We start from the raw sequence: 21915 nt of genomic DNA on the forward strand, positions 1-21915 counted from the left end.
GTTTATTCCATGGCTTTGACAATGCTTTCGACCATTTTTTTGGCATCGCCAAAAAGCATCATGGTGTTGTCACGGAAAAACAGTTCGTTTTCAACGCCCGCATAGCCGGTTCCCATACCGCGTTTCAGGAACAGAACTGTTCCCGCTTTCGACACGTCGAGAATCGGCATACCATAAATCGGCGAAGATGGATCCGATTTGGCGGCAGGGTTGGTCACGTCATTGGCGCCAATGACAAAAGCAACATCTGCTTCGGCAAATTCGGAATTGATATCGTCAAGCTCGAAGACTTCGTCATAGGGCACATTGGCTTCCGCAAGCAGCACATTCATGTGACCGGGCATACGACCGGCAACCGGATGAATGGCATATTTGACTTCGACACCGTTTTCCTTGAGCTTGTCGGCCATTTCACGCAATGCATGCTGAGCCTGTGCAACGGCCATGCCATATCCCGGTACAATAATGACCTTATTGGCGTTTTTCATAATGAATGCGGCGTCGTCAGCCGAACCCTGTTTGACAGGACGGCGTTCCACTTCATTATTTCCGGCAGGGCCGGCGCTTTCGCCACCGAAACCGCCGAGGATCACGGAAATGAACGAGCGGTTCATGCCTTTACACATAATGTAGGAAAGAATAGCCCCCGATGAACCAACCAGCGCACCGGTGATGATAAGAGCCATATTTCCGAGTGTAAAGCCGATACCTGCGGCAGCCCATCCCGAATAGGAATTGAGCATGGAAACAACAACCGGCATATCCGCGCCACCGATCGGCACAATCAATGTGACACCGATAACAAGTGACAAAAGCACAATGAGCCAGAAAACCAGATGACTTTCGGTTCCGACAAGCGTTGCGATGAGGAGAACAATTGCCACTGTAAGGACAATATTGATGAGGTGACGGTTCGGCAAAATGATCGGTTTACCGGACATGCGCCCATCAAGTTTCAGGAACGCAATGATGGAACCGGTAAAAGTGATTGCGCCGATTGCAACACCGATTGCCATTTCAACAAGTGCCCGCCCGTGGATAGAGCCGATTTCGCCAATGCCGAAGGAATGCGGCGAATAAAGCGCACCGGCAGCCACCATAACAGCAGCAAGGCCGACCAGCGAATGGAAAAAGGCAACAAGTTGCGGCATTGCAGTCATGGCAATGCGGCGGGCAATGACTGCACCGATAGCACCACCAATGGCAAGACCTATAATAATAAGGACAAGACCGCCAAAGCTAGGGCGGGCAAGCAATAATGTTGTGATGATGGCAACAGCCATGCCGACCATGCCATAGGCATTGCCCTTGCGGCTGGTTGTCGGATGGGAAAGTCCGCGCAGTGCCATGATGAACAGGACACCGGAGACGAGATAAAGGAAGGCTGCAAAATTAACACTCATAGATTCAAGCCTCACTTATCTTTTTTCTTGTACATGGCAAGCATGCGCTGGGTAACGAGAAAGCCGCCGAAAATATTGACGCTTGCAAGTACCAAAGCGATGAAACCGAAAGTGCTTGCCAGACCTGAAGCCGAAAGGCCGACAGCAAGCAGCGCACCAACGACGATAACCGAAGAAATTGCGTTGGTAACAGCCATGAGTGGTGTGTGGAGAGCTGGCGTGACGGCCCAGACAACATAATAGCCGACAAAAATCGCCAGTACGAAGATCGCAAACTGGAAAATGAACGGGTCAATAACACCGCCTGTCGCATTGTGAACGGCTTCAGCCGCATTATTGGAAATTTGGCCGCCTGCTTCACGCACGGCAGCAATGGCCTGATCGAGACCTTGAAGGGCTTTGTCGAGAGCCTCGTTAGACATTATTTGGCTCCTTTTTCATTTGGTTTTTTATCGGCTTTGGCGGCCGGTTCTTTAGATTTTGACGATGTATGCTTTGCCGGTTTTTCAACCTTTTCATCGGCTTTTTTTGCCGCGGTTGTTTTTGCCGGAACAGGTTTCTTATCGGCGTCTTTTTCACCCGATTCTTCTACAAAGCGGGGATGAACAACATGACCGTCAAAAGTAAGCAATGTGGCTTTAACAAGCTCGTCATTCCGGTCGATGGTAAATGCCTTCGTTTCCTTGTTTGTCATAATATCGACAAAGGCATAAAGATTGCGTGCATAAAGCTGGGAAGCGGTGGCGGCAATGCGACCCGGAACATTGGTAAAGCCGATAATTTTAACGCCTTCGACTTCAACAACCTTGTCAGCGACAGCGCCTTCGACATTGCCACCTCTTTCAACGGCAAGATCAACCACGACCGAACCCTGACGCATGGTTTTAAGCATATCCTTGGTAATCAGGCGTGGTGCCGGACGACCGGGAATCAACGCGGTTGTAATAACAATATCCTGTTTGGCAATATGCTCGGCAGTCAAAGCCGCTTGCTTTTGCTGATATTCTTTCGACATTTCCTTGGCGTAGCCGCCAGCCGTTTCGGCAGCTTTGAATTCATCATCCTCGACGGCGATGAATTTTGCACCAAGGGAAGCGACCTGTTCTTTTGCCGCAGGGCGCACGTCATTTGCCGTAACAGATGCACCAAGACGCCGCGCGGTGGCAATGGCCTGAAGACCGGCAACACCGGCGCCCATAACAAAAACCTTGGCAGCCGGAACGGTTCCTGCGGCCGTCATCATCATGGGAAGGGCGCGGTCATAATATTCGGCGGCATCAATCACTGCCTGATAACCGGCAAGGTTTGCCTGTGATGACAAAACATCCATGACTTGTGCACGCGTAATGCGCGGCATGAATTCCATTGAAAAAGCATTCAGTCCGGCTTTGGCCATGGCCTTGACATCATCCTCGTGACCGAATGGATCAAGAATGCCGATGAGGTTGGCACCCTTTTTATAGAGGGATATTTTTTTGGCATCCGGACGGCGCAATTTCAAAATGATGTCGGCTTTATTTGCCTCGTTCGCACCAACGATTTTTGCACCGGCTTCCTTGTAGTCCTCGTCACTTATCAAGGACTGGAGACCGGCACCTTTCTCGACCGACACATCATAGCCGAGATTGATAAGCTTTTTGACAGTTTCCGGAGACGCGGCAACGCGCGTTTCCCCTTCGGCTGTTTCTTTGGCAACAAAAATTGTTTGACCCAAATGTTATCTCCTTGAGTTTTCGGAAAGAGAAGCTGCTTTTGACAGTCTTTTCTCCCCACCTATTCACAATGCCGGATTATTTCACGAAAAAATTGAAACGGTTTAGTTTTAACGGTAAAACCATATCATTTCCAGTGTTTTTGATAAAATTTCGCATTTCGCGCTAAGGCTTTTGAAAAGTCCACAAAAAGTCTTCATCAAAATGATTGAATTTAAAATCAAAGTCATTGCATTTAGAAAATTGCACATTTGACAAAAGTCCGTTTTTCAAAAATATTGGTCAAATGGCTGGTCAAAGAGCTTGAGGGCAAAACCAATGACTGACTGTTTAAAACCGCTTGTAGCTGTGCCGGCAGATTGCCCTTGTTTTGACGGTTATGTCTGGCATGGTGCGCCTCAACAATATCTTGAAGCGGCTTCAAAGGTAGCCGATGTTGCGCCCCTTATTGTGCCGTCACTTGGGCGGGATGCCGATGTCCAGTCTATCCTTGCGGTGGTTGACGGTGTTCTTATCACCGGCGCAAAATCCAATGTAAATCCCGCGCGTTATGGTGAAACGGCAACAGCTGACCATGAACCGTTCGATTTTTCCCGTGACGAAACATCTTTTTTTCTCATTGACGCTGCAATCAGGCAAGGTTTGCCGCTTCTTGCAATCTGCCGCGGCATACAGGAACTCAATGTCGCTCTCGGAGGAACGCTTTCACCGTCGCTACAAAAAATACCGGGGAAGCTCGACCATAGAGCGAATGATAAAAATGACAGTGACAAAAAATTCGCCATCAGGCAACCGGTTCACGTGAGCGGTAATACATCGCTTTCAAAAATAGTAGGAACTGGTGAAATCATGGTCAATTCTGTTCACCAGCAAGGAATCAATAAGTTGGCGCCGCGTCTTGTTGCCGAAGCGACAGCCCCCGACGGCACAATTGAAGCTGTCAGTGTGAAGGACGCAAAATCTTTTGCGCTTGGCGTCCAATGGCACCCTGAATATTGGGCAACCAGTGACGAGGCATCCAATAAAATATTCAAGGCATTCGGTGCGGCAGTGCATCATCATAAAGATAAACGTCTTGAAAAATAACACGCACTTAAGAAATGTAAAAACCCCTTGTGCAATCAGGGCAACATCGAGAAAGTAAAAATCCGTTCAAGATTGCGGCCACTTTTTATTTCTGTTCCGGAATGGATAATTCTTGATTTCCAAAGCCGTTATAGCATTGTTTAAAGAACTTTGCGGCCATGTAAAAGCAATCAATTATATATATTTAAGAGAAATTCGATCGCTTTCCCGCTATGTGGCTTTAAAAGGAATTTGATTGCATTTCCGCGATTGGCTAGCGGCCTGCCAACAAAAATTTCGCCATTCTTAAGGTTCGATTTTTAATCTTGCCCCTCTTTTTTCACGATGCACTCCAATTTTATTGTGAAAGGAACGGAAGCGGGCAAAAAAGTTCGCTGCCTGACGTTGAGCAAAAGTCATTCTAAAATATCGGAGATTTCGGGTTTTTCAGTCTTTTCGCGGCACCATGCGGCCGGTTGACTGGCGAATGCGCAGTTCCGGTTTAATGAGGTCGTGACCGTTTTTGACTTCAATACCGTTTAAAAGGTCAAGGAGAGCACGCGCTGCACGTCTTCCGACTTCCCGCTGACCATTCCAGACTGTCGTGAGTGCGGGGGTGGCGATTTCCGCTTCCTCAAGATCATCATAGCCGGTCACAGAAATATCCCGTCCTGCAACAAGGCCCGCACGGGCAATCCCGTTCATCAAGCCGATTGCGGCAAGATCATTGAAGCAGACAGCGGCAGTGGGTTTATCTTTGAGTGCCAGAAATTGCGGAGCAATCTCGAAGCCTGCCTGTTTGGTTCGCGGTCCTTCAAGACGCCATTCCGGTTTGACCTCAAGTCCGGCAAGTTGCATGGCATGGCGATAGCCTTCATAACGGTCACGGCCTGTCGAGGTATAATCTGTACCGCCAACCATGGCGATGCATTTATGCCCGAGCGAGATAAGATGGTTGGTGGCAAGAGAAATGCCGTAAGTATCATCACCACGGAAAACCGGTACGTCGACCCCTTCGACATGGCGGGCGACAAAGACAACAGGCAAACCGTTATTTTGTGCCATTTCAATGTCTTTTGCAGGGGTTCCGATTGCCGGTGACATAATGACACCATCTGCACCAAGCTGGAGAAGCGTTTCCAGAAAATTGCGTTGCTTGTCCAACTGGTCGTAATGGTTGGAAAGGATGAATGTCTGGCGCGAACGGTCAAGCTCTGTTTCGATAGAGCGCAAGATTTCGGCAAAAAACGGATTCATAATGTCATGGACGACGACACCGACAATGCCTGATCGCGATGTCCGCAAACTTGCTGCGCGTCTGTTATAAATATAGCCGATATTACGTGCATAATTCTTGATTTTCTCACGCGTATCGTCGGCAACGAGCGGACTGTCACGAAGTGCGAGCGAAACCGTAGCAGTCGATACATTCAATGCATCGGCAATTGTGGAAAGTTTGATTTTTTGCGCCAACGCTTCTCATCCTCTTGAGATAGAATTGATCGAGGTTCCCCCAACCTCATGCCAATGGAATAGATAGCCCCTTGTCCGGTTCGAGAAAAGCCTAAAACCGGATACAGCACATAGGAAACGGCGTTTTAAACAAGGTTTTCAAAACAAAACTGCGTTATATTCGGGGAAGATGAAAGCTTATTTCCAAACAACCGGTATTTTAATTGCAACCAAAGCAAAACGAAGCAGACGATATATTGAAAAAATAAAGAGAGGAGATATGAAAAGATAAGGAGAGAATTAAAAAAATTGACCACTCCTTATCATCCGTCAATCACTCGTTCATTTATTCATCAGGCTAGAATATGCCGTTTTCATTTTCGGCATAGATATTGGATAATTCCAATTGTTGTTCTTCCACATTTTTTTGAATACGTCCCAATAATTTAAGAAGAGTGACATGTTCATTTTCGTTAAGACCATAGGTAATATCGCGTTCGGTTGCAGCAATAGCCGCCTCGATAAGCTTTACAACCTTGTGGCCGTCTTTCGTCAGAAACACATGGAGCTGGCGCTGGTCCTTATGCGAACCGCGTTTGGTAACAAACCCCTGTTCTTGCAAACGTGCAATTGTCTTTGTCACTGTAGGCGGTTTTACGCCGAGTTGTTTTGCCAGACTTCCGGGAGACTGGCCATCATTCAAAGCCAGTGAAAGAATTATCCGGTCTTGCCCCGCATATAAGCCGAATTCATAAAGCCGACGTGCTAACAACGTTTTCATCATTCTGGCAGTGGATTGAACGATGTCCAGTGCCGGTATCTGGTTTTTCTCGATCATTTAGGTTATGTCTCCCCGAAGACGTTTCTAAAGAATTATCTGATTGCGTATAGTATTCCAGTCTGATTCGTTTCTGCGCGTTGAGGTGCATTTTATTCTATAGTTTTAAAAAGATAACAAAACTGTATTTAAAAAAGAAGAAAGAATTTTATCAGGATTTGAGACAGTGGAAAAAAAAGATAAAACAATTGCCATTTTACCACTCGGTGCTCACGAATATCATGGCGAGCATTTGCCGCTCACAACAGATGCTGTAATCGCACAAGCATTTGCCAAAAATATTGAAAAACTATCTTGTGATAGACAAAAAATTATTACACTAAAGGTTGAGGATATTGGTTATTCAATTGAACATGGTGGTCGTGAAGGCACGAAAACACTTAGATATTCTCAAGCAATAGACCGGTGGGTTGCAATTGGTGCCGATTGCTACAAAAACGGAATAGACAGGTTTCTTATTCTCAATGCCCATGGCGGCAATTCGCCATTGATGAATATTGTTATAACCGAATTGCGCTGTCGTTTCAAAATGCTTGCTGTCGCCACCAGTTGGGGACGCTTCGGTCTTCCTGAAGGTTTGATGACGGTCGAGGAAAAAGCCCTTGATATTCATGCAGGCTTTATCGAAACCTCGCTTATGCTTTATCTTGCACCCGAAACGGTCAACATGGAAAAAGCGCAAAATTTTTCCAATTGGCAAAAAGAGCTTCAAGAAAAATTCAAATATCTGCGGGCTTACGGGCCATTTCCATTCGGTTGGAAAATGGCGGATATCAATAGATCGGGTGCGGCAGGAAATGCACTTGCCGCAAATAGAGAGGCAGGGAAAGCGATATTCGATCACGCGATGGAAGGTTTTCGCGCACTCGTTGAAGACATGTTTGCTTTTGACGTTGACGATCTTTCGTAGAAGGTTACCCTTCAAAAGGTGGAAATCGGCATCGGGATAGCCTATATCGACAACAGTAAAAATTCCCGTCATTTGAAAGGTCATGCTATGAGCGAGACTGAAAACACACCCCGTAAAATTCCGGTAACCGTGTTGACCGGCTATCTGGGAGCTGGAAAAACCACGCTTCTCAACCGGATTTTGACAGAAAATCATGGCAAGCATTATGCTGTCATTGTCAATGAATTCGGCGAGATCGGCATTGATAATGATCTGATTGTCGAATCCGACGAAGAAATTTACGAGATGAATAATGGTTGTATCTGCTGCACAGTGCGCGGCGACCTTGTCCGTGTTGTCGATGGTTTGATGCGCCGTCCCGGCCGGTTTGACGGTATCATTATCGAAACAACCGGTCTTGCCGATCCGGTTCCGGTTGCACAGACATTTTTCATGGATGATGATGTCAGGGCAAAATCGCAGCTTGATGCTGTTATCGCGCTGGTTGATGCAAAACATTTGCCGTTGGAATTGAGAGACAGCCGCGAAGCAGAAGACCAGATTGCTTTTGCCGATGTGGTGCTTTTGAACAAAACCGATCTCGTTACCCCGCAGGAACTTGCCGATGTTGAAGCAACAATACGCGCAATCAATCCTGCTGCTGTTATCTTTCGCACACAACGCTCCAATGTCGATTTGAACGAAGTGCTTGATCGCGGAGCGTTCGATTTGAGCCGTGCCCTTGAAAATGACCCGCATTTTCTCGATCATGACGAGGAAGAAGAGCATGTTTGCGGGCCGGAATGCGACCACGACCACGATCATGACCACCACCACCATCATCATGACCACGACCACGAACATCACCACCATGACGGGGATGAACATGTCCATGGGGCAGCCCTTCATGATGTAACGGTGAAATCGGTTTCGTTACGGGCGGGCGAGCTTGATCCGGGCAAGTTTTTCCCGTGGATCCAGCAGATTACCCAGACACAGGGGCCGGATATTTTAAGACTTAAAGGCATTATCGCTTTCAAAGGCGATAAAGACCGTTATGTTGTGCAAGGTGTCCATATGATTTTGGAAGGCGACAGCCAGAGACCCTGGAAAGAAGGCGAAAAGCATGAAAGCCGTCTGGTCTTTATCGGCCGCAAACTTGATGCCGAAAAGCTCAAAGCCGGTTTCGAGAATTGTGCCTGATTTTTGAGAGGAATCTATGCCGACAATTGCACATTGTGACCTCGACAGCTATTGCCTGTTTGCGGGATTTTTAGATGACCAACCGGTCTTTGTGACAGCAAATGGTGAAATCACCCTGCTTGGCGACAAACAAAAAGTGGTCGAGGCACATCAAGGGATTGCCTCTGTTGCTTTATCGAGAGACAAGAAATCGGTGATTACCGGTGGTGAAGATGGCCGGATTTGCCGCACGTCAAGTGCTCTTCAATGTCGAGAACTTGCCCGCCATGAAAAAAAGTGGATCACATCGGTTGCAGCCGGTCCCGACAATTCTTACGCCTTTGCCTTTTCACGCACGGCATGGGCTGATGGCGGCAAAGGGCTTCAGGAGTTCGATCACGAGCGCAGTGTGGAAGATCTTGCTTTTGCACCAAAAGGTCTAAGATTTGCGGTGGCACGATATAATGGTGTGACATTGCATTGGCTTGGTGCCGACACAAAGCCCACCGACCTTACATGGAAAGGCGCACATTTTGCGGTTACATTTTCGCCCGATGGCCGTTATGTCATTTCTTCGATGCAAGAAAATGCGTTGCATGGATGGCGGTTGAGTGACGAACAGCATTTGCGCATGAGCGGCTATCCGGCAAAGGTTAAAAGCTGGTCATGGAGTGCCAAAGGCAAATGGCTTGCCACTTCCGGCGCTCCGGCAGCTATTGTCTGGCCGTTTCAGGCGAAAGACGGCCCGATGGGAAAAGCCCCCCTTGAACTCGGTACCCGTGCCGATGCCATGGTCACATGTGTGTGCTGCCATCCGGAAGAAGACATTGTTGCTGCCGGTTTTAATGACGGTATGATTTTGTTCATCCGCTTTGCCGATGCAAAGGAAGTGCTTTTGCGCCGTCCCGGAAAAGGCGCCATTTCAACCATGACCTGGGATGATAAAGGCTATCGGCTGGCATTCGGCTCCGAAAGCGGAGAAGCAGGCATTATCGATATTTCTGCCTGAAAGCCAAAAACGGAATTTTTGTGAATAAAAAAACCACCTGCCTCGCGCAGGTGGTTTTTATTTAAACGCTCGAACCGGTTATCCCAAAGTCGGGTAATCGGTATAGCCTTTTTCATTGCCGCCATAGAGTGTTGTCTGGTCAACCTCGTTCCATGGAGCATGCTCTTTGATGCGCCGGACAAGATCGGGATTGGCAATAAACGGACGGCCGAAAGATACAATATCGGCATAGCCGGAACCTACAGCTTTTTCAGCCATTTCGGCGGTATAGCCATTATTGACCATCCATGCTCCATTTCCACCGGCATCGCGATAGACGTGTTTCAAACGCTTATAGTCGAATGCATAATCGGCTTCGGTATAATTGCGGTCGCCTCCCGTTGCACCTTCAATGAGGTGGATGAAAGCAAGCTCATAGGCTGCCAAAGCATCGACATAAAAATCGAAAAGCGGCTGCGGATCCGGATCATGGGCATCATTGGCAGGGGTTACCGGAGAAATGCGGATACCGGTTCTGCCACCGCCGATTTCTTTTGCAACGGCTTCGGCAACAAGCAGCGGAAAACGGCAACGATTCTCAATCGAACCGCCAAATTCGTCGGTACGATGGTTGGAGCCGGAACGCAGGAACTGGTCGAGCAAATAGCCATTGGCCGAGTGAATTTCCACGCCGTCAAAACCGGCAATGTCTACAGCATTGCGCGCAGCTTTGCGATAATCGTCGATAATGCCGGGGATTTCGGATGCGTCCAATGCACGTGGTGTCGATGTCGGTACAAATTCGCCCTGACCATCCTTGTCTTTGATATAGGTTCGGGCTTTTGCCTGAAGGGCAGAAGGGGCAACAGGCGGTTTTCCTGAAGGTTGCAGTGAACTGTGGGAAATACGTCCCGTATGCCAAAGCTGGGCAACAATTTTGCCGCCCGCTTCATGAACGGCATCGGTTACTTTTTTCCAGCCGGCAAGTTGGGCTTTTTCGTAAAGTCCCGGAACGTCGATATTGCCTTGTCCCTGTTGTGAAATGGCCGTGCCTTCAGAGACAATAAGACCGGCGGTCGAACGTTGGCGATAATAGACAACGTTCAAATCATTGGGTGTTGCATTGGGCGAACGAGCGCGAGTCAACGGCGCCATGGCAATGCGGTTTTTTAGAACAAGGTCTCCTGCCTTGATCGGGTCAAAAAGTGATGTCATGAAAAGCCCCTTTCATTTTGGCTGCAAATTTAAACATAAGGTGAATGAGCCAGATTAAAAAGGGCTTGATTAATTTTTATGAGGGGGAAGAATTACGGTTGCGTTCTGGTTCGCGATCCGTAATCTCTCCTTAAAATTGAACGAATCTGGTAAAGAGAATGACGACAATTGCGCAATCAATCTGCCAAACAATTGCTGGCGACATCAAGGCAAGTCAATCACAGGTTGCTGCCGCTATCGGCCTCATTGACGAGGGGGCAACCATTCCCTTCATTGCCCGCTATCGCAAGGAAGTAACCGGCGGCCTTGATGACGGACAATTGCGCCTGTTGTCGGAACGGCTCATTTATCTTCGTGAAATGGAAGCACGCCGTGAAGCGATTATTCAAGCAATTCGCGAACAGAACAAGCTTACTCCGGAACTGGAAGAATCTTTAAGAAAAGCAAGCTCGAAAGCAGAATTGGAAGACCTTTATCTTCCGTTCAAGCCGAAACGGCGCACCCGTGCCGAAATTGCCAAAGAAAACGGCTTATTGCCACTTGCCGAAGAAATTCTGAAAAACCGCAAGGAAGAGCCGGAGCTTCTTGCCAAAGATTATATCAATGACAAAATTGCCGATGTCAAAGCTGCTCTTGACGGTGCCCGCGATATTATTTCGGAAACCATGGCGGAAAATGCCGAACTGGTCGGAAATTTACGACACTATATGCAATCACATGCCTTTATCCATGCCAAGGTTGTTGCCGGTAAAGAGCAGGAAGGTGCGAAATTTTCCGATTATTTTGACCATAGAGAAAAATGGTCGACTGTGCCGAGCCATCGCGCATTGGCAATGTTTCGCGGGCGTAACGAAGAAATCCTGAATGTTGACATTGAAGTTGACGAGGATATTCCAAATGGCGAAAAACCGGTCATAAAACTTATCAAACAGGCCTATCAAATCGGCAATCAGCTTCCCGGAGATATTTTTCTTGTGAGTGTCGCCTTATGGGCTTGGCGGGTAAAGCTATCTTTACATCTTTCACTTGATCTCATGCGCGATTTGCATGAACGAGCCGATGAAGAAGCAATTGCTGTTTTTGCCCGTAATCTCAAAGCACTTTTATTGGCTGCACCGGCGGGTGAAAGAGCAACAATGGGGCTTGATCCGGGTATCCGCACCGGTGTCAAGGTTGCAGTGGTCGATAAAACCGGAAAACTCAAGGAAACCGCAACCATCTATCCGTTCCCGCCCAAAAATGATGTTCGTGGTGCAGAGGCAGTACTTGCCGCTCTCATTAAAAAACATCAGGTTGATCTTATCGCCATCGGCAACGGCACAGCAAGCCGCGAGACAGAAAAGCTTGTTGGCGATTTGTTGAAACATATACCAGCGCCGCGGCCGACAAAAGTCATTGTTTCAGAAGCCGGTGCTTCTGTCTATTCGGCGTCCGAACTTGCAGCCAACGAATTTCCCGATCTTGATGTGTCATTGCGCGGGGCCGTGTCGATCGCACGCCGTTTGCAGGATCCGCTTGCCGAATTGGTTAAAATCGAACCGAAATCTATCGGTGTCGGGCAATATCAGCATGATGTCGACCAGTTCGAGCTGATGAGAGCTTTAGACGGTGTTGTCGAAGATGCGGTGAATGCCGTTGGCGTTGACCTTAACACCGCTTCGCCATCTCTGCTTGCCCGTGTTTCGGGGGTGGGGGCATCATTGGCCGATGCAATTGTTGCTTATCGTGATGAAAATGGCCCGTTCAAAAATCGTAACGGGTTGAAGTCGGTACCACGGCTCGGTGCAAAAACATTCGAGCAATGCGCAGGCTTTTTGCGTATCCGCAATGGCGACGAACCGCTTGATGCTTCGGCAGTGCATCCGGAAGCCTATAGTGTTGCACGCAAGATTGTCGCTGCATGTGGCCGTGACTTGCGTTCCTTGATGGGCGATAGTGCAGCTTTGAAAAAACTTGACCCGAAAACATTTATCGACGAGCGGTTCGGCTTGCCGACTGTTAAAGATATTTTGAGCGAACTTGAAAAACCCGGTCGTGACCCGCGGCCGGAATTCAAAACAGCAACATTTGCCGAAGGTGTCGACGAGATTTCGGACCTCAAACCGGGGATGAAGCTTGAAGGAACCGTGACCAATGTCGCCAATTTTGGAGCATTTGTCGATATAGGCGTGCATCAAGACGGACTTGTCCATATTTCGCAACTTGCCGACACTTATGTGAGTGATCCGCATAAAGTGGTAAAAGCCGGAGATATTGTTTCTGTGACAGTGCTTGATGTTGATCCAGCACGCAAACGCATCTCGCTAAGCATGAAAAAACATCCCGATAATCCGGATAGTCGTGCAAAAGCCGCTTCACCGGAAAATTCGCAACGTAATCACTTGCATAATATGAAAAATAAAAAGCCGGTTTCTCAAGAGGGCAGTTTCGGTTCGGCTCTTGCAGAAGCATTGCGCAAACGCCATTAAAAAACGCCGCCACAATTATTAAATTTCGAGGGGTAAACCGGAATTTTTTTAACATGCGCGCTTTGTCGATGAGAAAATAACTGTGTCTGATTTCCGAGCGAAGAATGATTGTGTTTTAAAAGAAGAAATTTGCCTGTTTTGAAAAAGGCAAAAAGATTTATCGGACAAGACTTTTTATGATCGGGCAAGGCTTTTTATGATCGGACAAGGCCTGAATCATCATCGGAAAGGGCTGTGCCTTCCGGCTTTGTGCCGAAAGGCATTTGTCTTGTTTATCAGAGCTTGAGAAGGTCTCCATTAATCAAAACCTTTTCTGTTAAAGATTTGCAGGCGACAATCGGGATAAACACCAAAGAAACCGTAAAGGCTGATAGGCACGCGCTTAAGTGCGTCTCCGGCGCTTGTGTGCACCCCCGAAAGTTTTTAGGTCATGATAAAAACGGACATCGTTTCAGGAAAACCGAATTTCTATTTATAAAGCCGGTGTTTTGTTCTTTTGCCTGTTTTGTTGCATTCCAAGATCAAGCTATTATGGGCAATCATGAATAAACAAGAACGCAATAAAAATAAAAAGCCGGTTTAACCGGCCTTTTATTTTAATCAATTTTTTTCTGTTTATTTCTTTTGGGGCTTAGCCGCTTTTTGGCTGTCTAGCTGTTTATAGGCTTCCGTCAATTGCGATTGCATAGGAGCACAGTTTTTGGTGCGTGCGATTTCCTGTAACACGCCGTTACGATTGCGCAAGGCATCAATTTCCACTCTTTCCGGCGATTTCGGATCCATAAAAAACCACGCAGGAAAGAAGAAAATACCGGCTGCCCCCAATGCAACATTCTTTCCTTGTGCATTTGTGCGCTCATGGATGACTGCCTGAATCTGGCGTTCATTGGCGTGAAATTCTCGTGAAATACCTGCACAATCCATGACACTGTCGTTCGGATTGGTCAAAGCGACCGGATGGGCGTCGCGTCCGCCACAGCCGGAAAGCAGCATGGAAGCGGCAATTAAAGTGGCAATCGGCGCGATGGACACAAAATTTGTCTTCGGTCTATTATTATCTTTCATCATTCTTCCTCCCGTTTTCCAAGTGAAATAGCTAACGTTTCGAGCGGTCAAGCTTGCGCGCCAAACGGTCGCCAAAGGATTGCACAACCAGATTCATGATAATCAGAACACCGATAACGATGTTCATAATCTCCGGATTATAGCGCTGGTAGCCATAGCGGATAGCCATGTCACCAAGACCGCCACCCCCCAGAAAACCGGCAAGCGATGTTGCACTAATAATTGAAATAACCATCACAGTAAAGCCGGTCACCAGACTTGAAAATGATTCCGGCACAATGACATTGGTAACAATTTGCATCCGTGAAGCGCCCATCGAGCGGATAGCTTCGACAAGTCCCTTGTCAACTCCACGAAATGACAGTTCTGCCAAACGTGCATAAAGTGGTGTCGCCGATAATATCAGCACAAAAATAACAGATCTGATGCCAACACCGGTTCCAACAACAATGCGCGTCACGGGAAGAAGATAGAAAGCGAAAATGATAAACGGAATAGCGCGCACACAATTGACGAGGAAGCTCAGTAACCTGTTGAGATTTTCTTTGGGAAACAGGCTTCCCTTTGCGGTCATATAAAGGATGAGGCCGATCGGCAGCCCCAGAATGAGCGCCATAAGCGAAGAACTCACCGTCATGATGATGGTATCTATAATTGCTTTCGGCAATTCTTTTGAAAGGACATCATACATAACCGAGAACCTCGCAATAGCGACCATGCTTGATAAGCCAGGAAACCGCCTTGTCAAGTTTGTCTTTGTCTTTTGCCGGAAGGCCTAAAAAGAAACGGCCAACCGGTTCACCCTGAATCGTATCAATGCCGCCGTGAAGAATACGCGGAATCAGTCCGCTTTCATATTCGATGAGGTGCAGGAATGGCTCTCTTGCCACGTCACCGGCAATATTGAGCTCGATAACGGCTTCATCTCCTTCGGGCTTCAACCTTTTGGCAAATTCGGCCGGTAATTGCGGTGTCACAATGCGCAGCATCGCAATGGTAGTATCATCTTGCGGAGAGGCAAAAATATCTCTTACCCGACCTTCTTCGACAATTTTTCCCTTGTTAAGCACAACAACACGATTGGCAATGGAGCTTACGACTTCCATTTCGTGGGTAATCAGAACAACGGTGAGGTTGAGCCTTTTATTAATATCGGCAATCAATTCAAGGATGGATTGGGTTGTTTCCGGATCGAGTGCAGACGTTGCCTCATCGGATAGGAGCACTTTCGGATTTGCCGCCAATGCTCTGGCAATGCCGACGCGCTGTTTTTGCCCGCCGGAAAGCTCTGCCGGAAAATGCAGCTCTTTACCTTTGAGGCTCACAAGTTCGATAAGTTCCATAGCCCGTTCGCGGCGCTTTTCTTTCGGCACACCGGCAAGCTTTAGCGGCAATGCAATATTGTCGATCACACGTTTCGATGACAACAGGTTGAAATGCTGGAAAATCATGCTGATGCGTTGACGATAGGGCGCCCATTCGCTTTCACTCAAATGCGAAACGTCATGGCCTTCAAAGAAGATTTGTCCTTCATCAATACGTTCAAGACCATTGAGACAGCGAATAAGCGTCGATTTACCGGCGCCGCTGCGCCCGATAATTCCGAGAATTTCGCCTTTTTCAATATCGAGTGACAAATGGTCAACGGCCGCCGTTCGGGAAAAACGGCGGCTGATATTTTTAAGTGATATGATTGGTTCGGATGTTGAACCCATTTTTGAATTTACCATAATGGCTGGGCGGTAACGCCAAACACTTCCTTGATTTTTGCGCGAACCGGTTCCGAATTATAGGCAGCAACGAGTTTTTTCACCCATGGCTCGTCTTTATCGGCGGTGCGTACGACAATGATATTGTTATAGGGATTGTTTTCGGACTTTTCCCATGCAATCGCATCTTTTTCAGGTTTGAGGCCAGTGGTCAAAGCCCAGTTGGTATTGACAATGGCAATATCGAAATCATCAATGGCGCGACCGAGCATACCGGCATCAAGCTCGCGAATTTCGAGTTTTTTCGGGTTTTCGACAATATCGAGTTTGGTGGCAAGAACATTGTTCGGGTCTTTGAGCTTGATAAGCCCCATATCGTTCAGAAGCCGCAAGGCGCGGCCGCCATTTGACGGGTCGTTGGGAACGCCGACGACAGCACCATCACGAAGCTCTTTCAAGTCTTTGATTTTGTGGGAGTAGACACCCATCGGGAAAAGCACCGTATAGCCTACGACAGAAAGCTTGTAGCCACGCTGTTCGATTTGTGCGTCGAGATAGGGTTTATGCTGGAATGAATTTGCGTCAATATCACCGGAATTGACGGCTTCATTCGGTAAGGCGTAATCGGAGAAAAAAACAAGATCAATGTTGAGGCCCTGTTTTTTGGCTTCCTGAGCTGCAACCTTCCAGACTTCCGATTCTTCGCCTTCCATTGTTCCAAGCTTGATACTGGTTTTATCTGCGGCATGAGCCAGAACCGGCGCTAAAGTTGAAACACTTGCAAAAGTGGCAAAAGAAAAAGCAAGTCCTAGAACTGTACGTCTGTTGATCTTATCGAGAAACATTGTTGAAACCCTTCGTGTTAATTTTCAGAATGTTTCATCTCAAAACATAGGCTGAAAAATTCCGGTTTGTTGATCGGCCTGATAAAGTCCCAATCCGGATTTAAAAAGAACCGGGAGCTCATGACCAGTATGCCATTCTGTTTTAACGGAAGTGGTATAAAAACCAAGCAACATTTTCAATAGCTATCAGTTCAGTTGCAGGATGATTTTTTTATAAACAATCAAATTGATGAAAATATTTTTCGCAAATTAATTAGGCCGCTTGCCATTATGAAAAAGCTGGGGAAGTAGCCAGCAAAGAATCGAGAATAAAATCAACATGACAAGTGCTACGCCCATACGGATGAAGTCAAAATTCGTTGCATCTTCAGGAATAAAAAGTGCGGTGATATAACCGGCACAATCTAATATCGCCTGTGCAACAGCACGTAACATTTTTTGCCTCCACATATTACCGGTTGATTGACCGGTATTTCTGCATGGTTTTCTTTATTTTGTTTTATATACAATCGTGATTGTTGCAAAGGTAAAAAAAATATCTTTTGGCAAAAAATGCCAATTAGCCGCAGTTTTGATTTTTAAAATGGTTTTAAATTGTTTGTTACCGGTGACATTTGCTCATGAAAAACGTGGATTGACTTCAAATTCCTTCAAAGCGGCGACATTTCTTATGAGTCGGCAATTCCAATTCGGGCGTTATCGGGTAAAGCCGGTCATTCGAGCTTGCAAGCTGTTGTGCACTTCATTTGAAATCGGATATTTTATGTTTTTGTTCTCTATTGCCCGACAGATTGATCTGGAACTCAGCTTTTTTAAAAAAATCTTTTTATAAAATTTTTCTCGCATTTTTCCGACCGGCAATTCTCGTCAATAACAGTGTGAATGTTATTTTAAAAATCTTTTTTGAAAGGTCAGGCCGGTAAAAGCAGGGCTTTATACTTTATAATTAAAAGAAATCCCGCCTTTGAAAGATGACCGGTGACAATGAAAGGTGACCGGTGACAATCTGCACGAGAAAGTCAACAAACTTTGGGTGAAAATTACAAAGCCCTCGCCATGCTTTCAATTCAAAAAATATCCCCTGTAAAGGTTCTCTACAGGGGATGGTTTTTTTAAACGGCTTTGAAGCGCAAAGCCGGAATAATTTGTGACGACAAGCTTTTATGCTTGGGCTTTCTTGGGTGTAATCAGATTGCGCGCAATCAGAAGTTCGGCAATCTGCACCGCATTAAGAGCAGCACCTTTGCGCAAATTATCGGCAACAACCCAGAAAGACAGGCCGTTTTCAACGGTAATATCTTCGCGGATACGGCTGACAAATGTGTCGTCTTCTCCGGCTGATTCATAAGGTGTCATATAGCCGCCATCCTCATGCTTGTCGACAACCTGACAGCCGGGGGCGTTGCGCAGGATTTCGCGGGCTTCATCAGCACTGATGGGCTTTTCAAACTCGACATTGACTGCCTCGCCATGGCCGATGAAAACCGGAACACGAACGGCAGTAGCAGTAAGTTTGATTTTCGGGTCGAGCATTTTCTTGGTTTCGGCAACCATTTTCCATTCTTCTTTGGTGTAGCCGTCTTCCATGAATACGTCGATATGGGGAATAACGTTGAAAGCAATACGTTTCGTGAATTTGCGTACCGTAATAGGATCAGCCACAAAAACCGCGCGGGATTGCTCGAAAAGCTCGTCCATTCCGGCCTTGCCTGCACCCGAAACCGATTGATAGGTTGAAACCACAACGCGCTTGATGGTTGCGGCATCGTGCAACGGTTTTAGGGCAACCAGAAGCTGGGCTGTCGAACAGTTCGGATTGGCAATGATATTGTGTGTTTTGAAGCCGTCAATAGCATCCGGATTGACTTCCGGAACAATGAGCGGAACATCAATATCATAACGCCAGGCCGAAGAATTATCGATAACGACAGCACCGGCCGCGCCGATTTTCGGTGCCCATTCTTTGGAAACATTGCCACCGGCAGACATCAGGCAAATATCGGTGTCGGAAAAATCGTAATTATCGAGAACTTTTACTTTCAGTGTTTTGTCACCGAAAGAAACTTCTGTTCCCAATGACCGATGCGAGGCGAGTGGTACAACTTCATCAGCCGGAAAACCGCGCTCTTCAAGAATGTTGAGCATTTCCCGTCCAACATTTCCCGTGGCACCAACAACAGCAACCTTAAAACCCATTTAATCAGAACTCCTGTCTCTCTCCGTGTTTTGTGAAGAAGCCCGGCGGCCGTCAGGCTTACCCCCCGGGCCGGACCCGGGAGAGAGCAGGTTGGCCAAGGGACGTCAGATAATTTTCTTTGTCGTTTTTTTGTGGCCAATAATTGTCAAGGCGGCGCAGCAGTTATCGAAGCCGCGATTGCAGCTTGGAAACCGATAGCTATGGAAGCGAGTAAAGTCCATTTAAAAACTCCTTGACCACATCGCTTTTAACTTATTTTGCATTTCTGTCAAGAAACACAACAACAATCGCCTGTTTTTCATGTTGAATTTCTTGGAACTTATGGAGGTTTTATGAAAATTCAACTTACAAAGAAAAAATAAAAGATATTTTAAAAAAAAGCGGGACCGCTTAACCGAATGATCGAGGAATGAAATTTTAGAAAACGGATTGTGTCAGTTTGCCATTTTTTAAGCACAAGAAAACGGGTGCAAAATTTAAAAAAAGGCGGTGTTTTTCCACCGCCTTATTGTTTTTACATTATTGCTTTTACATTCTGTAGCCGCCTGCTTTGGCCGAATAAAACAAGCTCATTTAACCGATATTCAGCGGCATTATTTGAATTTGACCGGCCGGGAAGACAGTTCGGTTTCTCCCGCAAGATCGCCTTCAATAAACCCGATTGGAAGCGGGTTTCAAGCAACCATAGTTTTGAATTTTTGCAAAATGGCGTCACCCATCTCACTGGTTGAAACTTTTTTCATGCCTTCCGAATAAATGTCGGCTGTACGCACACCATCATCAAGAACGGCAGAAATCGCTTTTTCCAGCCGGTCGGCTTCAGCCCCCATGAGGAAAGAATAGCGCAGGCACATAGCAAGTGAAGCTATCATTGCGATAGGGTTGGCAATGCCTTTTCCGGCAATGTCGGGAGCGGAACCATGAACCGGTTCGTAAAGCGCATGACGTTTGCCGGTTTTCTTGTCTTCTTCGCCAAGAGAGGCAGAAGGCAACATGCCGAGCGAGCCCGTAAGCATGGCCGCGATATCGGAGAAAATATCACCGAAAAGATTGTCGGTTACAATAACATCGAACTGTTTGGGCGCACGCACCAATTGCATGCCACCGGAATCAGCCAGCATATGTTCAAGCGTTACATCCTTATAGTCCTTGTCGTGAACCTCGGTAACGACTTCGTTCCAGAGAATGCCGGTTTTCATGACATTGTGTTTTTCAAGAGAAGTCACTTTGTTTTTGCGGGTGCGTGCAAGGTCGAAAGCGACCCTTGCAATGCGGTCGATCTCGTAAGTGTCGTAAATCTGGGTATCAATTGCGCGTTTTTGCCCATGGCCGAGGTCGATGATTTCTTTCGGTTCGCCAAAATAGACGCCGCCTGTCAATTCGCGTACAATCAATATATCAAGCCCGTCTACAAGCTCGCGTTTAAGCGATGAAGCCGAAGCAAGCGAAGGGTAGCAAATGGCCGGTCGCAAATTGGCAAACAGACCGAGATCTTTTCGCAGCCGCAACAACCCCGCTTCAGGTCTCACCTCATAAGGGACTTTTGCCCATTTCGGGCCGCCAACAGCACCAAAAAGCACCGCATCGGCCGCCAAAGCCCGTTTCATATCTTCTTCAGAAATTGCCGTACCATGAGCATCATAGGCGGCACCCCCGACAAGCCCTTCCTCGCACTCGAAATCAAGTCCGAGTTCTTTATCCATATAAGCAATAATTTTTTTCACTTCGGCCATCGACTCAACGCCGATTCCGTCGCCGGGAAGAAGAAATAGTTTTCTGGAAGCCATAACGATTGCGCCCTCTCAAATAGTCGAAACGGTTGGACACGAAAGATCCAAACCTTTGCACATAATAATATAAAGGATCACCCGCCCTGATTGGAATAATGTGATCGCATTTGATGTTATAGCATGGTCTTTTGAAAGCGAAACAAGGTTTTGGAAAAATTATATTTCGTTTTCTTCCAATGGGCGCGCCTCCGAGGCGAGCATAATCGGTATACCGTCACGAATGGGAAAAGCCAGTCGTGCTTTTTTGGAAACGAGTTCCTGCCGTTCTTTGTCATAGTGAAGCTCACCCCCTGTTACAGGGCATATGAGGAGTTCAAGCATTTTCGGGTCGGTTGCATATTTGACCATCAGATCATATCCAAGCGTTTGAACCGCGGACAGCGTTCAATTGAGCGGTTTATCATCACCACTATGTTCCATAAGCGAGCGTTCTGTCAAAGCAACGAGGGTTGCAGCACGGGCAACAATATCGGGTGCTTCAAGAAGTGCCTGCTTTTCGGCAGCACCGAAAGGCGCCATGATAGAAAGCGCATTGACGAGTGATTCTGTCGGTGCCTGCATGATCGAATCCCAATCGGCTTCCATTTCATGAGCGTCGAGAAATTTTTCAAAAGTATCAAGAAGCTCTTCGCGATTGATTTTATCGCCTGCATCCGGTTGTTCGACAAGGTCACTTTCATCAATCGTAATTTTTGCAATCCGGTAAGGTTTGTCACTTGCAATTTCTTTTTCGAGTTTGAAACGACATACCCCCTGCAAGCCGATCATCAACCGGCCATCTCCGGTTTCGGCAAAACTTGTGATGCGCCCGATGCAGCCGGTTTTATAAAGCTCCGGCTTTTCGGTATTATTTGATTCCGGCTCCGGCTGGATAATGCCGATCAACCGGTTTCCTTTCATCGCGTCTTCAACAAGTTCCAGATAACGCGGCTCGAAAACATTAAGCGGCAAATAACCGTTCGGCAAAAGCAGAACCCCTTCGAGCGGAAACAGACCGATTTCGTCGGGCAGGTCTTTCACCTGAATATAGTGGGCATTTCCAGCTTTCATTGTTTTTTATCGTCCAGAGCCATAACAGGTTACAAAATCTTGAAGAG

The 21915-nt window shown here is 47.0% G+C and carries 20 protein-coding genes; 5 read left to right on the top strand and 15 right to left on the bottom strand.

Features of this window, described 5'->3' with window-relative positions; translation table 11 throughout:
• Window positions 1-2: 2 nt before the first annotated feature.
• Genes H3S94_RS11410 through H3S94_RS11420 form a run of 3 tightly spaced genes read right to left on the bottom strand, consistent with a single transcriptional unit; the run spans window position 3 to window position 3117 of the window.
• A complete protein-coding gene (locus tag H3S94_RS11410) occupies window positions 3-1403 on the bottom strand; it encodes an NAD(P)(+) transhydrogenase (Re/Si-specific) subunit beta (protein ID WP_077993785.1) in 1401 nt (466 codons plus the stop codon).
• Window positions 1404-1414: 11 nt separating this feature from the next.
• Window positions 1415-1825: a proton-translocating transhydrogenase family protein gene (locus H3S94_RS11415; RefSeq protein WP_198231706.1), complete on the bottom strand. Its 411-nt coding sequence runs from the start codon at window positions 1823-1825 to the stop codon at window positions 1415-1417.
• Window positions 1825-3117: a Re/Si-specific NAD(P)(+) transhydrogenase subunit alpha gene (locus H3S94_RS11420; RefSeq protein ID WP_198241145.1), complete on the bottom strand. Its 1293-nt coding sequence runs from the start codon at window positions 3115-3117 to the stop codon at window positions 1825-1827. Before H3S94_RS11420 ends, H3S94_RS11415 begins: the two co-directional genes overlap by 1 nt.
• Window positions 3118-3433: 316 nt before the next feature.
• Here H3S94_RS11420 and H3S94_RS11425 point away from each other — a divergent pair, with 316 nt between their 5' ends.
• Window positions 3434-4201: a gamma-glutamyl-gamma-aminobutyrate hydrolase family protein gene (locus H3S94_RS11425; protein WP_198241146.1), complete on the top strand. Its 768-nt coding sequence runs from the start codon at window positions 3434-3436 to the stop codon at window positions 4199-4201.
• A gap of 426 nt (window positions 4202-4627) precedes the next feature.
• Here H3S94_RS11425 and H3S94_RS11430 read toward each other — a convergent pair whose 3' ends face one another.
• Window positions 4628-5653, bottom strand: a complete 1026-nt coding sequence (locus H3S94_RS11430) for a LacI family DNA-binding transcriptional regulator (protein ID WP_077993777.1) — start codon at window positions 5651-5653, stop codon at window positions 4628-4630.
• Window positions 5654-5990: 337 nt separating this feature from the next.
• Window positions 5991-6470, bottom strand: coding sequence for a MarR family winged helix-turn-helix transcriptional regulator (locus tag H3S94_RS11435; protein WP_077993776.1), 480 nt, complete (start codon window positions 6468-6470; stop codon window positions 5991-5993).
• 166 nt (window positions 6471-6636) lie between these two features.
• Here H3S94_RS11435 and H3S94_RS11440 point away from each other — a divergent pair, with 166 nt between their 5' ends.
• From H3S94_RS11440 to H3S94_RS11450, 3 genes are all read left to right on the top strand, one after another.
• Window positions 6637-7380, top strand: coding sequence for a creatininase family protein (locus H3S94_RS11440; protein WP_198241147.1), 744 nt, complete (start codon window positions 6637-6639; stop codon window positions 7378-7380).
• 87 nt (window positions 7381-7467) lie between these two features.
• The gene (locus tag H3S94_RS11445; RefSeq protein WP_198241148.1) at window positions 7468-8562 is read left to right on the top strand and encodes a GTP-binding protein; all 1095 of its coding nucleotides are present in this window, start codon (window positions 7468-7470) and stop codon (window positions 8560-8562) included.
• A 16-nt stretch (window positions 8563-8578) separates the two neighbouring features.
• The gene (locus tag H3S94_RS11450; protein WP_198241149.1) at window positions 8579-9550 is read left to right on the top strand and encodes a WD40 repeat domain-containing protein; all 972 of its coding nucleotides are present in this window, start codon (window positions 8579-8581) and stop codon (window positions 9548-9550) included.
• Between the two features lie 78 nt (window positions 9551-9628).
• Here the strand turns inward: H3S94_RS11450 and H3S94_RS11455 are convergent, their stop codons facing one another.
• Window positions 9629-10744 (bottom strand): alkene reductase, encoded by a 1116-nt coding sequence (locus H3S94_RS11455; protein WP_198241150.1) that lies wholly within the window; start codon window positions 10742-10744, stop codon window positions 9629-9631.
• A gap of 158 nt (window positions 10745-10902) precedes the next feature.
• Here H3S94_RS11455 and H3S94_RS11460 point away from each other — a divergent pair, with 158 nt between their 5' ends.
• Entirely contained in the window at window positions 10903-13212 is a 2310-nt protein-coding gene (locus H3S94_RS11460; RefSeq protein ID WP_198241151.1) for a Tex family protein, read from the top strand.
• 615 nt (window positions 13213-13827) lie between these two features.
• On the opposite strand, the gene H3S94_RS11465 is transcribed toward H3S94_RS11460, so the two are convergent.
• From H3S94_RS11465 to H3S94_RS11505, 9 genes are all read right to left on the bottom strand, one after another.
• Window positions 13828-14280 carry a hypothetical protein gene (locus H3S94_RS11465; protein ID WP_198241152.1) on the bottom strand — a complete coding sequence of 151 codons (453 nt, stop codon included), beginning with the start codon at window positions 14278-14280 and terminating at the stop codon, window positions 13828-13830.
• A gap of 28 nt (window positions 14281-14308) precedes the next feature.
• Window positions 14309-14968, bottom strand: coding sequence for a methionine ABC transporter permease (locus H3S94_RS11470; protein WP_198231744.1), 660 nt, complete (start codon window positions 14966-14968; stop codon window positions 14309-14311).
• Window positions 14961-16007, bottom strand: coding sequence for a methionine ABC transporter ATP-binding protein (locus H3S94_RS11475; RefSeq protein WP_369805751.1), 1047 nt, complete (start codon window positions 16005-16007; stop codon window positions 14961-14963). The genes H3S94_RS11470 and H3S94_RS11475 overlap by 8 nt, the downstream gene beginning before the upstream one ends.
• On the bottom strand, window positions 16001-16831 hold the full coding sequence (locus H3S94_RS11480) for a MetQ/NlpA family ABC transporter substrate-binding protein (protein ID WP_198241153.1): 831 nt from the start codon (window positions 16829-16831) through the stop codon (window positions 16001-16003). The genes H3S94_RS11475 and H3S94_RS11480 overlap by 7 nt, the downstream gene beginning before the upstream one ends.
• A gap of 249 nt (window positions 16832-17080) precedes the next feature.
• The gene (locus H3S94_RS11485) at window positions 17081-17266 is read right to left on the bottom strand and encodes a hypothetical protein (RefSeq protein ID WP_077993762.1); all 186 of its coding nucleotides are present in this window, start codon (window positions 17264-17266) and stop codon (window positions 17081-17083) included.
• Window positions 17267-17992: 726 nt separating this feature from the next.
• A complete protein-coding gene (locus H3S94_RS11490; protein ID WP_077972742.1) occupies window positions 17993-19027 on the bottom strand; it encodes an aspartate-semialdehyde dehydrogenase in 1035 nt (344 codons plus the stop codon).
• A 675-nt stretch (window positions 19028-19702) separates the two neighbouring features.
• Window positions 19703-20815, bottom strand: a complete 1113-nt coding sequence (gene leuB / locus H3S94_RS11495) for a 3-isopropylmalate dehydrogenase (RefSeq protein ID WP_198231696.1) — start codon at window positions 20813-20815, stop codon at window positions 19703-19705.
• A gap of 159 nt (window positions 20816-20974) precedes the next feature.
• Window positions 20975-21166, bottom strand: a complete 192-nt coding sequence (locus H3S94_RS11500) for a Trm112 family protein (protein WP_198231695.1) — start codon at window positions 21164-21166, stop codon at window positions 20975-20977.
• A gap of 36 nt (window positions 21167-21202) precedes the next feature.
• Window positions 21203-21868 (bottom strand): LON peptidase substrate-binding domain-containing protein, encoded by a 666-nt coding sequence (locus H3S94_RS11505; protein ID WP_198231694.1) that lies wholly within the window; start codon window positions 21866-21868, stop codon window positions 21203-21205.
• Window positions 21869-21915 lie beyond the last annotated feature (47 nt).

This window comes from Bartonella sp. B10834G3 (genome assembly GCF_016102505.1).
GTDB classification, from domain to species: Bacteria; Pseudomonadota; Alphaproteobacteria; order Rhizobiales; family Rhizobiaceae; genus Bartonella; species Bartonella choladocola.

What these genes read in the sequence shown, in the direction of transcription:
- H3S94_RS11410 (WP_077993785.1), bottom strand. Translation starts at nt 1,403, where the DNA reads ATGAGTGTTAATTTTGCAGCCTTCCTTTATCTCGTCTCCGGTGTCCTG.
- H3S94_RS11415 (WP_198231706.1), bottom strand. Translation starts at nt 1,825, where the DNA reads ATGTCTAACGAGGCTCTCGACAAAGCCCTTCAAGGTCTCGATCAGGCC.
- H3S94_RS11425 (WP_198241146.1), top strand. Translation starts at nt 3,434, where the DNA reads ATGACTGACTGTTTAAAACCGCTTGTAGCTGTGCCGGCAGATTGCCCT.
- H3S94_RS11435 (WP_077993776.1), bottom strand. Translation starts at nt 6,470, where the DNA reads ATGATCGAGAAAAACCAGATACCGGCACTGGACATCGTTCAATCCACT.
- H3S94_RS11445 (WP_198241148.1), top strand. Translation starts at nt 7,468, where the DNA reads ATGAGCGAGACTGAAAACACACCCCGTAAAATTCCGGTAACCGTGTTG.
- H3S94_RS11450 (WP_198241149.1), top strand. Translation starts at nt 8,579, where the DNA reads ATGCCGACAATTGCACATTGTGACCTCGACAGCTATTGCCTGTTTGCG.
- H3S94_RS11455 (WP_198241150.1), bottom strand. Translation starts at nt 10,744, where the DNA reads ATGACATCACTTTTTGACCCGATCAAGGCAGGAGACCTTGTTCTAAAA.
- H3S94_RS11460 (WP_198241151.1), top strand. Translation starts at nt 10,903, where the DNA reads ATGACGACAATTGCGCAATCAATCTGCCAAACAATTGCTGGCGACATC.
- H3S94_RS11465 (WP_198241152.1), bottom strand. Translation starts at nt 14,280, where the DNA reads ATGATGAAAGATAATAATAGACCGAAGACAAATTTTGTGTCCATCGCG.
- H3S94_RS11470 (WP_198231744.1), bottom strand. Translation starts at nt 14,968, where the DNA reads ATGTATGATGTCCTTTCAAAAGAATTGCCGAAAGCAATTATAGATACC.
- H3S94_RS11475 (WP_369805751.1), bottom strand. Translation starts at nt 16,007, where the DNA reads ATGGTAAATTCAAAAATGGGTTCAACATCCGAACCAATCATATCACTT.
- H3S94_RS11480 (WP_198241153.1), bottom strand. Translation starts at nt 16,831, where the DNA reads ATGTTTCTCGATAAGATCAACAGACGTACAGTTCTAGGACTTGCTTTT.
- H3S94_RS11485 (WP_077993762.1), bottom strand. Translation starts at nt 17,266, where the DNA reads ATGTTACGTGCTGTTGCACAGGCGATATTAGATTGTGCCGGTTATATC.
- H3S94_RS11490 (WP_077972742.1), bottom strand. Translation starts at nt 19,027, where the DNA reads ATGGGTTTTAAGGTTGCTGTTGTTGGTGCCACGGGAAATGTTGGACGG.
- leuB (WP_198231696.1), bottom strand. Translation starts at nt 20,815, where the DNA reads ATGGCTTCCAGAAAACTATTTCTTCTTCCCGGCGACGGAATCGGCGTT.
- H3S94_RS11500 (WP_198231695.1), bottom strand. Translation starts at nt 21,166, where the DNA reads ATGGTCAAATATGCAACCGACCCGAAAATGCTTGAACTCCTCATATGC.
- H3S94_RS11505 (WP_198231694.1), bottom strand. Translation starts at nt 21,868, where the DNA reads ATGAAAGCTGGAAATGCCCACTATATTCAGGTGAAAGACCTGCCCGAC.